At 58.1% G+C, this 12,886-nt stretch carries 11 protein-coding genes and 2 pseudogenes; 6 read left to right on the plus strand and 7 right to left on the minus strand.

From position 1 onward, the window contains the following. Window positions 1-162: 162 nt before the first annotated feature. Window positions 163-633 (minus strand): annotated as a pseudogene (locus tag ACQY4M_RS19925) (transposase); the annotation flags it as partial. 116 nt (window positions 634-749) lie between these two features. On the opposite strand from ACQY4M_RS19925, the gene istA reads away from it, so the two are divergent. The 3 genes from istA to ACQY4M_RS19940 all read left to right on the plus strand — a co-directional run bounded on the left by istA (window position 750) and on the right by ACQY4M_RS19940 (window position 4,459). Then, the gene (gene istA, locus ACQY4M_RS19930; protein WP_428539289.1) at window positions 750-2,249 is read left to right on the plus strand and encodes an IS21 family transposase; all 1,500 of its coding nucleotides are present in this window, start codon (window positions 750-752) and stop codon (window positions 2,247-2,249) included. Then, entirely contained in the window at window positions 2,246-2,977 is a 732-nt protein-coding gene (gene istB / locus ACQY4M_RS19935) for an IS21-like element helper ATPase IstB (RefSeq protein WP_428539322.1), read from the plus strand. Before istA ends, istB begins: the two co-directional genes overlap by 4 nt. 255 nt (window positions 2,978-3,232) lie before the next feature. Continuing rightward, window positions 3,233-4,459: an IS256 family transposase gene (locus ACQY4M_RS19940; RefSeq protein ID WP_428539582.1), complete on the plus strand. Its 1,227-nt coding sequence runs from the start codon at window positions 3,233-3,235 to the stop codon at window positions 4,457-4,459. A gap of 234 nt (window positions 4,460-4,693) precedes the next feature. Here the strand turns inward: ACQY4M_RS19940 and ACQY4M_RS19945 are convergent, their stop codons facing one another. Continuing rightward, window positions 4,694-4,942 carry a ParB N-terminal domain-containing protein gene (locus ACQY4M_RS19945; protein ID WP_428547809.1) on the minus strand — a complete coding sequence of 83 codons (249 nt, stop codon included), beginning with the start codon at window positions 4,940-4,942 and terminating at the stop codon, window positions 4,694-4,696. A gap of 76 nt (window positions 4,943-5,018) precedes the next feature. Here ACQY4M_RS19945 and ACQY4M_RS19950 point away from each other — a divergent pair, with 76 nt between their 5' ends. The 3 genes from ACQY4M_RS19950 (at window position 5,019) to ACQY4M_RS19960 (ending at window position 8,160) form a co-directional block, all read left to right on the plus strand. Continuing rightward, window positions 5,019-5,900, plus strand: coding sequence for a lysostaphin resistance A-like protein (locus ACQY4M_RS19950; RefSeq protein WP_428547812.1), 882 nt, complete (start codon window positions 5,019-5,021; stop codon window positions 5,898-5,900). A 65-nt stretch (window positions 5,901-5,965) separates the two neighbouring features. Next, on the plus strand, window positions 5,966-6,889 hold the full coding sequence (accD, locus tag ACQY4M_RS19955; RefSeq protein ID WP_428547815.1) for an acetyl-CoA carboxylase, carboxyltransferase subunit beta: 924 nt from the start codon (window positions 5,966-5,968) through the stop codon (window positions 6,887-6,889). Then, window positions 6,886-8,160: a bifunctional folylpolyglutamate synthase/dihydrofolate synthase gene (locus ACQY4M_RS19960; RefSeq protein WP_428547818.1), complete on the plus strand. Its 1,275-nt coding sequence runs from the start codon at window positions 6,886-6,888 to the stop codon at window positions 8,158-8,160. The genes accD and ACQY4M_RS19960 overlap by 4 nt, the downstream gene beginning before the upstream one ends. An 8-nt stretch (window positions 8,161-8,168) precedes the next feature. Here the strand turns inward: ACQY4M_RS19960 and ACQY4M_RS19965 are convergent, their stop codons facing one another. The 5 genes and pseudogenes from ACQY4M_RS19965 to ACQY4M_RS19985 form a co-directional block, all read right to left on the minus strand. Beyond that, window positions 8,169-8,363, minus strand: a complete 195-nt coding sequence (locus ACQY4M_RS19965; protein ID WP_428547821.1) for a hypothetical protein — start codon at window positions 8,361-8,363, stop codon at window positions 8,169-8,171. A gap of 232 nt (window positions 8,364-8,595) precedes the next feature. After that, a protein-coding gene (locus ACQY4M_RS19970) for an IS3 family transposase (RefSeq protein WP_428539245.1) occupies window positions 8,596-9,728 on the minus strand; the annotation gives its coding sequence in 2 pieces (ribosomal slippage) (window positions 8,596-9,476 and window positions 9,476-9,728; 1,134 coding nt in all). Window positions 9,729-9,843: 115 nt separating this feature from the next. Next, window positions 9,844-11,094 carry an IS256 family transposase gene (locus ACQY4M_RS19975; RefSeq protein WP_428539230.1) on the minus strand — a complete coding sequence of 417 codons (1,251 nt, stop codon included), beginning with the start codon at window positions 11,092-11,094 and terminating at the stop codon, window positions 9,844-9,846. A gap of 92 nt (window positions 11,095-11,186) precedes the next feature. Beyond that, window positions 11,187-11,423 (minus strand): annotated as a pseudogene (locus ACQY4M_RS19980) (Hint domain-containing protein); the annotation flags it as partial. A gap of 104 nt (window positions 11,424-11,527) precedes the next feature. Beyond that, entirely contained in the window at window positions 11,528-12,754 is a 1,227-nt protein-coding gene (locus ACQY4M_RS19985) for an IS256 family transposase (RefSeq protein WP_428539582.1), read from the minus strand. Between the last annotated feature and the right edge of the window lie 132 nt (window positions 12,755-12,886).

The raw sequence follows: 12,886 nt of genomic DNA on the forward strand, positions 1-12,886 counted from the left end.
GGCCCCCACGACCAGAGTCGCAACCCCTTTTTTGTAAAAAACAGAAGTTTTTTCAAAAATATCAGTTTCCTCAACAAACAACGGTTATCGAGGGAAGGTTGTGTCTCGAAAGTGGTGGAAATTGATTTCAGGCACCTCCGAGCGGGTTGAGTTATGCGCCGGTCAGGCGGCTTGGTCAAGGGTTGCGTCGGCGACGGGCTGAGCGAGCGTTTCCCAGCCATCGACCTTTCGCATGACGATCTGCCCCGAGGCCATCAGAGCCCAAAGCAGCATCGGCACGGTCTCGGCGCATGGCAGCACGGTCTGGGTCTTGATGCGGCGGCGGAATTCCTCGTTCAGGCGTTCGATCGCATTTGTCGTTCTGGCCGATTTCCACTGGCCTTGTGGCAGACGCGTGAAGGTGAAAAGCTTATCTCCTGCTTCTTCCAAGCTGTCAGCGACGGCCTTGCATTTCAGCCGCCATTTTCGCAGAAATGCCTTGCGGCGGGTGGCGATTTCCTCGGGTGTTTTGGCGTAGATCATGTCGCGGTAATCTTCTGTCAACTCATCATGCATACGCTTGGGTGCCTTGGCCAGAAGGTTGCGGTGCTTGTGCACCGTGCACCTCTGGATCGGCAGATCTTCACCCCAGAGTGTGAATCGGCGTGCAAAACTGACCCACTTGGGTGGGTTATGAGCGAGTAAAATTGACCCACCTGTTTCGTTAACATCCGCGCAAAATTGTGCGGAGGAAAGAGCAGGTGATATTGATGGAAAGCGTATCGAAGATCCGGCGCTGGGTGCTGGTTGAAGGGCGCAGCATCCGGTCTGTGGCGCGGGCGACGGGACTGTCGCGGAACACGATCAAGAAGTATTTGAAGGACGAGAATCCGCCGAGCTACCAGCGCCATGCGCCGCCAGTTCGGCACAAACTGTGCAATGGGTTTGATCTTCGGCTGCAGGAACTGTTTGATCAGGACTCGAGGCGACCACGCCGGGAGCGGCGGACGGCCCAGAAGCTATACGAGCAGCTTGTGGCAGAGGGCTATACCGGGTCCTATTCGCCGGTTCAGCGTTTTGTTCGTGAGTTGAAGCGCGCCGGGGCCTGTTCGGGAGATGCGTTTATCCCGCTGCATTTTGCGGCGGGTGACGCGCTGCAATTTGACTGGAGCGAAGAACGGGTCGTACTGGGTGGTGTCGAGCAGAAGGTGAAGGTCGCTCATTTCCGCCTGTGTCACAGCCGCAAGCCTTTCGTGATTGCCTATCCCGGTGAAGCCCAGGAGATGGTGCTGGATGCTTTCGTGCAGGCGCTGTCCTTTTACGGAGGCGTTCCGCGCAGGGTGATCATCGACAACCCCAAGACCATGGTGACCTACGTTTCGCGCTCGAAGGAGCGGATATTCCATCCCCGGTTCCTGGCCTTGATGAACCACTATGTGATGGAGCCGGTGGCCTGCACGCCCGCTGCGGGCTGGGAGAAGGGACAGGTCGAGAACCAGGTCCAGTTCTTGCGGGGCCGGTTGTTCGTTCCCGAACCGGCCTTTGATGATCTCGAGGCGCTGAACGCGTGGCTGCGTCTGCGTTGCGAAGATCTGGCAGAGCGTCCCCATCCCGAGCAGCAGGATCGCACGATTACCGAAGTGTTCGAAGACGAGCGCGCCGAACTGCGCCCCCTGGGTCGGGCCTTCGACGGCTACGTGGAAAAGACCGTCCGTGTCCGCTCCACCTGCCTGGTTCAATATGCCAGCAATCGCTACAGCGTGCCCTCCCGCTTTGCCGGGCATCATGTGTCGCTACGCGCCTATGCCGGCCGGATCGTGGTGGTCTCCGGTCAGGATGTGATTGCCGAGCACAGGCGTCATTTTACCCGCAATATCAGCTATTTCGAGCCCTGGCATTACGTTCCCCTGCTGGACCGCAAGCCTGGTGCCCTGCGCAATGGCGCCCCCTTTGTGGGCTGGGAACTGCCCGAGGCCATGCATCGGATCAGGGAACATTACATGGCTGGTAAAGGCGGGGATCGGGAGTTCGTCGACCTGCTCCTGCTGGCACAGGATCACGGGATCGAGGTGGTCGAGACGGCCTGCAATCTGGCGGTGGCACAAAACACCCTGCGGCTGCCCGCCATCATCAATCTGATCAACCAGTTGGTGGAACCGGTCATCACACCGCTCAGCGATGCCTGCGCTTATCCGCAGCTGACCTTGCGGCCCGAAGCCGATTGCAAACGCTATGAGACCCTGTGCTCGGCTGAGGAGGTTGCCGTATGAATGCCTTGATCGACCAACTGACAGCCCTCAGGTTGCATGGAATGGCAGCTTGCGCCCATGATCTGCTGTCCGCGCGCAAGCCGCCAAGTCTGACCACAGCGATAAGGCAACTGATCGACGCCGAGACTGTAGAGCGCCGGGTGCGCTCCATCCAGTATCAAATGAGGGTTGCGAAGTTCCCCCATCACAAGGACTTCGCCACCTTCGATTACAGCGCCGCCGCCCTCACCCAGGCCCAGATCGAACCATTCTGCACCGGCCAGTTCACAGAGGAGGCCCATAACCTCATCCTGGTGGGCGGAACCGGCACGGGCAAAACCCACATCGCCATCGCGCTGGGAACGACGCTGATCAACAACGGCAAGAAGGCGCGCTTCTTCAACGCCGTCGATCTGATCAACGCCCTGATCAAGGAACAGGCCGACGGCAATGCAGGGAAGATCATCCGGCAGCTCTCGGCTTTGGACTGCGTCATCATCGACGAGCTGGGCTACATCCCGTTTCCCAAATCCGGTGGCGCGTTGCTCTTCCATCTGATCAGCAAGCTCTACGAGAAGACCAGCATCATCATCACAACCAACCTTGAGTTCGGTGAATGGGTCTCGGTCTTCGGGGATGCCAAGATGACAACCGCCCTTCTGGATCGCGTCACTCATCACTGCAACATCATCGAAACCGGCAATACCTCATACCGGTTCGCCCAGAGTAAACGCCGTAGAAAAAACTAGCCGTTCCGCAAGCAAAGCCCCCAGACGGACTCGCTACATGAAGGCGGCCCGACTGGGGGCTTTGCGCCACAAAGGGGGGGGCAAATTTAAATGCCGAAACCGGGTCAGTTTTAAATGCTCATTGACACTGCAAAAGAAGCCGGGGAAATTTTGAAAGGTAGTGTCGCGAGTTTGGTGGAAATTCGAGGACGGCGTAATCTCCGGGTGCATCGAAGCCACCCAACCGGCGGCTGGAACCGCCAAGGAGATCACGCCATGACAAAGAATACAGCAACATCGACATCCGCGCTACTGGCCAATGAAGCAGGCTATGACCCGATTGAAGACCGGCTGCGCCAGAACATCCGCGCGACGATCGAGGCGGTTTTCGAAGAGGAGCTGGAGCAGTTTCTGGGCCGTTGCCGGTATGGCCGCAGCGGCGGGGCAAAGGCCGGATACCGCCACGGGCATCGCGAGCGGCAACTGGTCGGAACATTTGGAACCGAAACGGTGCGCGTGCCGCGTGCGCGGATCACAGGCGAGGCCGGCAAGGCCAGAGAATGGCGCTCGAAGGCATTGCCCCGCTACCAGCGGCTGACGAAGAAGGCCGAGGCGCTGATCGCTGCTGTCTACCTTTCGGGCACCAACACACGGCGGGTAAAACGCGCCCTGTTCGGCCTGTTTCAGGGGGCGGTCAGCAAGGATGTGGTGAGCCGCGCCTGGCGCAAGGTGAAGGTGGACTGGCAGGCGTGGTGCGCCCGCAGCCTTGCGGATGAAGACATCGTGCGGCTGATCCTGGACGGCACCGTGATCAAAACGCGGATTGACAGGAAGGCCACCAATATCTCGGTTCTGGCCGCGATTGGCGTGCGCCGGGATGGGCAGAAGGTCTTGTTATCACTGATGAACATGGGCGGCGAAAGCACCTCCGCCTGGCGTCAGTTCATCAACGATCTGGATGCGCGCGGGTTGAAACGGCCCGAATTTGTCATCGTGGACGGGGCACCGGGACTTGAGGTCGCTCTCATTGCCCTCTGGGGTGAAGATCTGCCGATCCAGAGGTGCACGGTGCACAAGCACCGCAACCTTCTGGCCAAGGCACCCAAGCGTATGCATGATGAGTTGACAGAAGATTACCGCGACATGATCTACGCCAAAACACCCGAGGAAATCGCCACCCGCCGCAAGGCATTTCTGCGAAAATGGCGGCTGAAATGCAAGGCCGTCGCTGACAGCTTGGAAGAAGCAGGAGATAAGCTTTTCACCTTCACGCGTCTGCCACAAGGCCAGTGGAAATCGGCCAGAACGACAAATGCGATCGAACGCCTGAACGAGGAATTCCGCCGCCGCATCAAGACCCAGACCGTGCTGCCATGCGCCGAGACCGTGCCGATGCTGCTTTGGGCTCTGATGGCCTCGGGGCAGATCGTCATGCGAAAGGTCGATGGCTGGGAAACGCTCGCTCAGCCCGTCGCCGACGCAACCCTTGACCAAGCCGCCTGACCGGCGCATAACTCAACCCGCTCGGAGGTGCCTGAAATCAATTTCCACCACTTTCGAGACACAACCCAAATCTTTGCCGGAATGTAGATTATTGAGTGTAAGACGATCAACTTTGATCGATTACGCCAATTGGAAAACTATTGCGGATAAATCGGTCTGATTGCGTGCATTACCCCGGCAAATGTCTCGATTATGATCAAAGCGACTATTGCCCGCAATCGATTCTCACCCCCCCTAATGCAGCACCGCCCTCACCAGATACCCCTCGACCATCTCCTCGCCCAGCGCCTTTAGCGCCTCCAGCCGGTGCAGACCTTCGATCAGCACATAACCGTCCTTGGATTTGCGTTCCCGGATGGGCGTGGTCTGGCCCTCTTCCAGCATGCTTTCGGCGATTTGCTGCACCTTGGCGGCATCCAGCGTTTTGGCGCGTTTGACCGGCACGCGGATTTGGGCAACGGGGAAGAGTTCTTTTACTAACATATGGGGCCTCCTGCATAACAGTCTGACCACATTTCCACCTTGCGCAACCCCAAACATTGCTGAATGCTGTTCCCCTATGCGCACACCCGAATTCAACGCCTATATTGCCCCCGCCCGTCTGTATCCGCAAATCTGGCGGCTGGTCCTTGGCATCCTGCTGATCCTGTTTGTTTACTTCGGTTTCATTGCACTGGTGCTCTGGGCCGGGGTTATCGCCAACTTTCCGATGGGGTCTTTGCGCTGGGCCAACGCGGTGCTGACGGTGCAAGGCGCGGTGCCGACCCTGATCATGCTGTTTACCTTTACCGGCATGGCGCTGGGCCCGATCATCGCCGCCCCTGCCTGCCATATGCGCGGGCCGGGTACGTTGTTTGGCCCGCTGGATGTGACATTGCGCGGGTTTGTGACGGCGACCATCACGGTGTTGCTGATCATGGCCGCCTATAGCGCGGTTACGCTGTGGTTCCAGCCGGTGCAGCCCAACCTGCCGATGGAGGAATGGCTGCGCTACCTGCCCTATGCCATCCCGCTGATCCTGATCCAGACCAGCGCCGAGGAACTGATCTTTCGTGGTTATCTGCAACAACAGCTGGCTGCGCGGTTCAAATCGCCACTTGTCTGGATGATCCTGCCCGCTGCCCTGTTTGCCGCACTGCATTGGGATCCGGAGATGGGCAGCAACAAATGGCTGGTGGTCGGGGTGACCTTTGCGATGGCCCTGATTGCATCCGATCTGGTGCAAAGAACCGGCAGTCTGGGCGCCGCGATTGGCCTGCATTTTGCCAACAACATCTTTGCGCTGTTGTTTGTATCGGTTCAGAACACCATCACGGGGCTGGCCCTGTATGTGACACCGTTTGACAAGGCGGATACGGCCGAACTGCCTTTGGCGCTGGGCATGGATTTGCTTTTATTGCTGGTTATCTGGCGGATTTTGCGCATTGCGCTTGACCGCTGATTGCAATTTCCCCAAACGCAGCTTATCTCGGAAGTTAACAAAAACACTGCATAGGTGCCGACCCGATGAACTGGATCAACAACTACGTTCGCCCCACGATCAACTCGCTGTTTTCGCGTCGCGAAACGCCGGACAACCTGTGGACCAAATGCCCCGAATGCGGCACCATGCTGTTTCACCGCGAACTGAAGGAAAACCAGCAGGTATGTGGCGAATGTGGCCATCATATGCTGATTACACCGCGCGAACGGTTCGAACATCTGTTCGATGGCGGGATTTTTACCGAAATCGAAGTGCCGGATGTGCCGCTGGACCCGCTGACGTTCAAGGATCAGAAGAAATACCCCGAACGCATGAAGGCCGCGCAGAAAAAGACCGGTGAAAAGGATGCGATTCTGGTGGCCGAGGGCGAAATCGGCCGCACCCCCGTTGTCGCTGCCGCGCAGGATTTCAGCTTTATGGGTGGCTCGATGGGGATGTATGTCGGCAACGCCATCATCGCCGCTGCCGAACGCGCCGTGGCCACCAAGCGCCCCTTTATCCTGTTCTCCGCCGCCGGTGGTGCGCGGATGCAAGAGGGCATCCTGTCCCTGATGCAGATGCCCCGCACCACGGTCGCCGTGCAAATGCTGCGCGAGGCAGGTCTGCCCTATATCGTCGTGCTGACCCATCCGACCACCGGCGGTGTGACCGCGTCTTATGCGATGCTGGGGGATGTGCAGATTGCCGAACCCAACGCCCTGATCGGTTTTGCCGGTGCGCGGGTGATTGAACAGACCATCGGGGAAAAACTGCCCGAAGGCTTCCAGCGCTCGGAATACCTGCTGGACCACGGTATGCTGGATCGCGTGACCCACCGTAAGGATATGCGCGACGAACTGGTCACCATCGTGCGGATGCTGATGGGGATGAGCCCGCCTGTGATGGGCGATCTGCCCGCCCCTAAAGAAACCGCCGAAACCCCCGACCAACCTGCGGAAGAAAAGTGAGCACGCCGACCTCGGACATCATCCTCGAGCGGATGATGACGCTGCACCCCAAGGTCATCGACCTGACGTTTGACCGTATTGATCCGCTACTGGCCACCCTTGGCCATCCCGAACGCAACCTGCCCCCCGTGATCCACATCGCGGGCACCAATGGCAAGGGGTCAACCCAAGCGATGATCCGCGCGGGGCTGGAGGGGGCTGGGAAATCGGTCCACGCCTATATCTCGCCGCATCTGGCGCGGTTTCATGAACGCATCACGCTTGCAGGCAAACATATCACCGAACCCGCACTGACCGATCTGCTGGATCGCTGTTATACTGCCAACAACGGCGACACGATCACCTATTTCGAAATCACCACCGCCGCTGCCCTGCTGGCTTTTGCCGAAACACCTGCCGATTACACCCTGCTCGAAGTCGGCCTTGGCGGCAAGATGGACGCCACAAACGTGGTGGGCAAACCCGCGTTGACGGTGATCACGCCGGTGTCCATCGACCACACCCAGTTTCTGGGCGATACCCTGACCGAAATCGCGGGTGAAAAGGCGGGCATCATAAAACGCAGTGTGCCCTGCATTGTCGGACCGCAGCCGGACGAGGCCCTGGAGGTGATCGAGGTCACTGCTAACCGCCTTGGTGCACCGCTGATGGTGCATGGCCAGCACTGGCACGTCTGGGAAGAACGCGGTCGTTTGATCTATCAGGATGAAACCGGCCTGCTGGACCTGCCCCTGCCCGCCCTGATCGGCGCGCACCAGATCCAGAATGCCGGTATCGCCGTCGCCGCCCTGCGCCAGCTTAGCTTTGACGATACCGCCTGCGAGGCCGCTGTCACAAACGCCAAATGGCCCGCCCGCCTGCAACGCCTGCATCACGGCCCGCTGGTGGACGCCGCTGACACAGCCGAACTCTGGCTGGACGGCGGCCACAACCCCGCCGCCGGACATGCCCTGTCCGAGGCCCTGACCCGCCTGCCAACCCGCCCGCTGCACCTGATCTGCGGTATGCTGAATACCAAAGACATCACCGGTTATTTGCGCCCGCTGGCACAACATGCCAAATCCCTGCATGCGGTTTCCATCCCCGGCGAGGCCGCAACCCTGCCCGCCGCCGAAACCGCCAAAGCGGCAAAGCAGGTGGGCATGGAAACGCATATTGCTGACAACGTGCAATCCGCCATTGCCGACATCATCCAGACAGACCCGAACGCCCGCATCCTGATCTGCGGTTCGCTCTATCTGGCGGGAAATATCCTGCGCGAAAACGGATAGTATCCGTCTTAATCAAGCGCCATTTTTGTCCAAATTCGGTTCTGCTTAATCAGCAAGTTTGCCAACAAGATCAACTTACGCATGATAGCAGTAAACGCAACTTTTGCAGGTTTCCCTGAATTGATGAGTCTGTCGTAAAATTGCTTCATATCCGGATTGTGCCGCGCAGCAACAACCGCAGGCATATATAACGCATCCCGCAAATGCTTCCCGCCGCCTTAAATGAAGGCTTTACCCGTCCATCGCCCTGACTGGCGTGTCATTGGAGCAAGGCCCGCCAAACTAGCAACCTATTTCTCCTGTAGTGTTCCAAGTTCGGGCATTTCAATATGAAGAGCCGCAGCGCTGATCTTAGAGAGGCCTGGAGATTGGCAGAGAGGTGGTCCCACTTTTTTGACCAGTCAGCAGCCAGTTTAAGATGGATCAGGGTTTCATTTAGGCTGCCAAACTCATTGGTTTTGTTTTTCTGTCATAGGCTTCATCCGGGGTCAATATTCCGTGGGTGGAATGCGGGCGCTCGGTGTTGTAGTAAGCCAACCATTTCCCGATCCCGGCGCGGGTCTGCGAACCCGTTTCAAATGCGTTGAGGTAAATGCATTCGTATTTCAAGGATCGCCAAAGCCGCTCGATCATCCGGTTATCGACCCAGCGACCTTTGCCATCCATCGAGATTTTCACGTCGGCTTCTTTCAGCGCCTGCGTCCATTCAAACCCGGTGAACTGGCTGCCCTGGTCGCTGTTCATGATATCGGGCTTGCCGTATTTGGCCATAGCCTCTTTCAGGGCTTCAACGCAAAAATCTGCCTCCATGCTGTTTGACAATCTCCAGCTCAAAACCTTGCGGCTGTGCCAGTCCATGATCGCGACCAAATAGAGGAACCCGCGCTGCATCGGAATGTAGGTGATATCTACGCACCACACATGGTTTGGACGATCAATCGTCAGGTCTCGCAGCAGATACGGGTAGATCTTATGCTGCGGATGTTTCTTGCTCGTGTTGGGCGTCTGGTAGATCGGAACCAACCGCATCAGCCGCATCAAACGGCGGACCCTGTGGCGACCACACTTGTAACCTTGGCGCTGCATGTGCCGGGCCATTTGCCGTGATCCATACCACGGCGTCTGCAAGAATTGCTTGTCGATTATTGTCATGAACCGCAAATTTTCAGCACTTTCGCCTTTTGGCTGGTAATACAGGTTCGAGCGCGCCAGAGAAAGTAGCCCGCATTGTCGTCGCACACTCAGATCATGCTCACGGCTCACCATTTTTTGCCTCGCTTCCCGAGCAACTGTTGCGAGGCGTTGGCTAAAAAATCCCGTTCCACGACCAGCTGACCAATCTTGGAGTGCAGCTTCTCAATCTGGGCTTCATCAACCCGATCAGGATCACGGCCCCGTCTGGAAAATGCCGTGGCCATGTTTTCAATCGCTGCTCGTTTCCATGTGCCAATCTGGGTTGGATGCACACCATACTTCTTCGACAGCTCCGCCATCGTCATTTCCTCGCGGATTGCTTCAAGCGCAACGCGGGCTTTGAATTCGGGAGAATGGTTCTTTCGTTTCGTCATTTTGAATCGTCTTTCTCATAAGTCGATCCACCTTAACAACTGGTCCGAATTTCCGCGACCACCTCTTCCGTGTCCTATGCTTGTGAGCTATGCCCAAAAGTTGGTGACGCAGTAATCAGGCGGCATGTTTTTCCTGCTTGATCCCGTCCTTAAATTCAACCCCTTCGATGATTTCCGGCAATCGGAATGCGCCGTCGAGTTTACGCCATTTCTTCTTTGCCGACATCATCAGGCGGAAGGTCATTGCCAAGGCGGTCTTGCGCCCGAGGCAGCCTTTGGTCTTCTTCGTTCGGTGCCGCACGGTGGCAAATATGCTTTCGATGGGGTTGGATGTGCGGATGTGTTTCCAGTGCTCGGCAGGGAAGTCGTAGAAGGTCAGCAGCACGTCCCGGTCCTTGGTCAGCTTCCCCACGGCACGCTCGTATTTCACGCCATAGGCTTCGATGAAGAAATTGAACGCGGCCTCGGCGTCCCGTTTGTTCTCGGCCATCCAGATGTCCTGTAGATGGCCCTTGGCTTTGGCTTGCAGCGACTTCGGCATGGCATTCAGGACGTTGCCGGTTTTATGCACCCAGCAGCGCTGCTCCCGGGTCTCACCGAACACCTCCCGCAAGGCGTTCCAGAAGCCGAGCGCGCCATCACCAACGGCCAGATCAGGGGCTTTTCTGAGGCCACGACGTTGCAAGTCCAGCAGCAGTTCACGCCAGCTCTGGCTGCTTTCTCGATACCCGTCCACGAGGCCCAGAACATCCTTGTTACCCCACTCGTCCGCGCCGATGATCACCAGCATGCATTGCTTGTCAGCATCCGTGCGCGGCTTGAAATAAACCCCGTCGGCCCAGAAATACACATAGCGTTTGGCCGACAGGTCACGCCGGTTCCAACGCTCGTATTCTGCCCACCACTCCGCCTTCAGGCGCGAAATCGTGCTCGATGTCAAACCACCCGCATCAGGCCCCAGAAGGGCCGCCAGTGCTTCGCCGAAATCACCCGTGGAAATACCTTTGAGATAGAGCCAGGGCAACAACTCCTCGACCGACTTTGCCCGGCGCAGATACGGCGGCAGAAGCGTCGAGGTGAACCTGATCTTCTCCGCCCCCGTGCCACGATCACGCACCCGAGGCACATTCACCGGGACAGGGCCGATCCCCGTCATCACCTCGCGCTCCGGCAGGTATCCGTGGCGAACAAGGCGCTGGCGACCGGCCGAATCCCTCAAATGCGCGTGTTGCGCCATCAGATCACAAACCTCGGCCTCGACCGCCTGTGCCAACAGATCCCGCGCGCCTTTGCGCAAGATATCCGTCAGCGGATCAGGTGAAATTCCGGCTGGATCGGTAAACTCCAAAATAGTATCGTCTTCCATGTGGCATATCCTTTTCTCTCTGAGAATCGCGGCGCGTCAACACCGCCATGATATGCCACCCAATCACCCCATCACCAACTTTCGGGCATTACTCAACGGTGGTGACGTGAGACCAGAAGATCACGAAGAGGCAGGCCCGAGCCAAGCGCCCCTTTTGTGATCCTGACCGGTGCAAGTTCCGGATTGTCGCGTAATTTTGAAACCGGACAATTGCGCGCCCATAACCAGCGGATTTTCTGTGGACCATTGTCTTTGGTCATAACCGGATCACCGGGGCGCAAGTGTTCTATCCGGCGTGGGCCATCAGGTGTTTCAAACAACGTGCCCTGGGTGAAACAGACATTTGTGGTGCCCGGTGTCGGGGTGAGGTTGTGTCTCGAAAGTGGTGGAAATTGATTTCAGGCACCTCCGAGCGGGTTGAGTTATGCGCCGGTCAGGCGGCTTGGTCAAGGGTTGCGTCGGCGACGGGCTGAGCGAGCGTTTCCCAGCCATCGACCTTTCGCATGACGATCTGCCCCGAGGCCATCAGAGCCCAAAGCAGCATCGGCACGGTCTCGGCGCATGGCAGCACGGTCTGGGTCTTGATGCGGCGGCGGAATTCCTCGTTCAGGCGTTCGATCGCATTTGTCGTTCTGGCCGATTTCCACTGGCCTTGTGGCAGACGCGTGAAGGTGAAAAGCTTATCTCCTGCTTCTTCCAAGCTGTCAGCGACGGCCTTGCATTTCAGCCGCCATTTTCGCAGAAATGCCTTGCGGCGGGTGGCGATTTCCTCGGGTGTTTTGGCGTAGATCATGTCGCGGTAATCTTCTGTCAACTCATCATGCATACGCTTGGGTGCCTTGGCCAGAAGGTTGCGGTGCTTGTGCACCGTGCACCTCTGGATCGGCAGATCTTCACCCCAGAGGGCAATGAGAGCGACCTCAAGTCCCGGTGCCCCGTCCACGATGACAAATTCGGGCCGTTTCAACCCGCGCGCATCCAGATCGTTGATGAACTGACGCCAGGCGGAGGTGCTTTCGCCGCCCATGTTCATCAGTGATAACAAGACCTTCTGCCCATCCCGGCGCACGCCAATCGCGGCCAGAACCGAGATATTGGTGGCCTTCCTGTCAATCCGCGTTTTGATCACGGTGCCGTCCAGGATCAGCCGCACGATGTCTTCATCCGCAAGGCTGCGGGCGCACCACGCCTGCCAGTCCACCTTCACCTTGCGCCAGGCGCGGCTCACCACATCCTTGCTGACCGCCCCCTGAAACAGGCCGAACAGGGCGCGTTTTACCCGCCGTGTGTTGGTGCCCGAAAGGTAGACAGCAGCGATCAGCGCCTCGGCCTTCTTCGTCAGCCGCTGGTAGCGGGGCAATGCCTTCGAGCGCCATTCTCTGGCCTTGCCGGCCTCGCCTGTGATCCGCGCACGCGGCACGCGCACCGTTTCGGTTCCAAATGTTCCGACCAGTTGCCGCTCGCGATGCCCGTGGCGGTATCCGGCCTTTGCCCCGCCGCTGCGGCCATACCGGCAACGGCCCAGAAACTGCTCCAGCTCCTCTTCGAAAACCGCCTCGATCGTCGCGCGGATGTTCTGGCGCAGCCGGTCTTCAATCGGGTCATAGCCTGCTTCATTGGCCAGTAGCGCGGATGTCGATGTTGCTGTATTCTTTGTCATGGCGTGATCTCCTTGGCGGTTCCAGCCGCCGGTTGGGTGGCTTCGATGCACCCGGAGATTACGCCGTCCTCGAATTTCCACCAAACTCGCGACACTACCACTATTCCACCTTAGATGGTCCATCCTATAAGT

Origin of the sequence: Profundibacter sp., from assembly GCF_965277155.1 — a bacterium.
GTDB lineage: Bacteria > Pseudomonadota > Alphaproteobacteria > Rhodobacterales > Rhodobacteraceae > Profundibacter.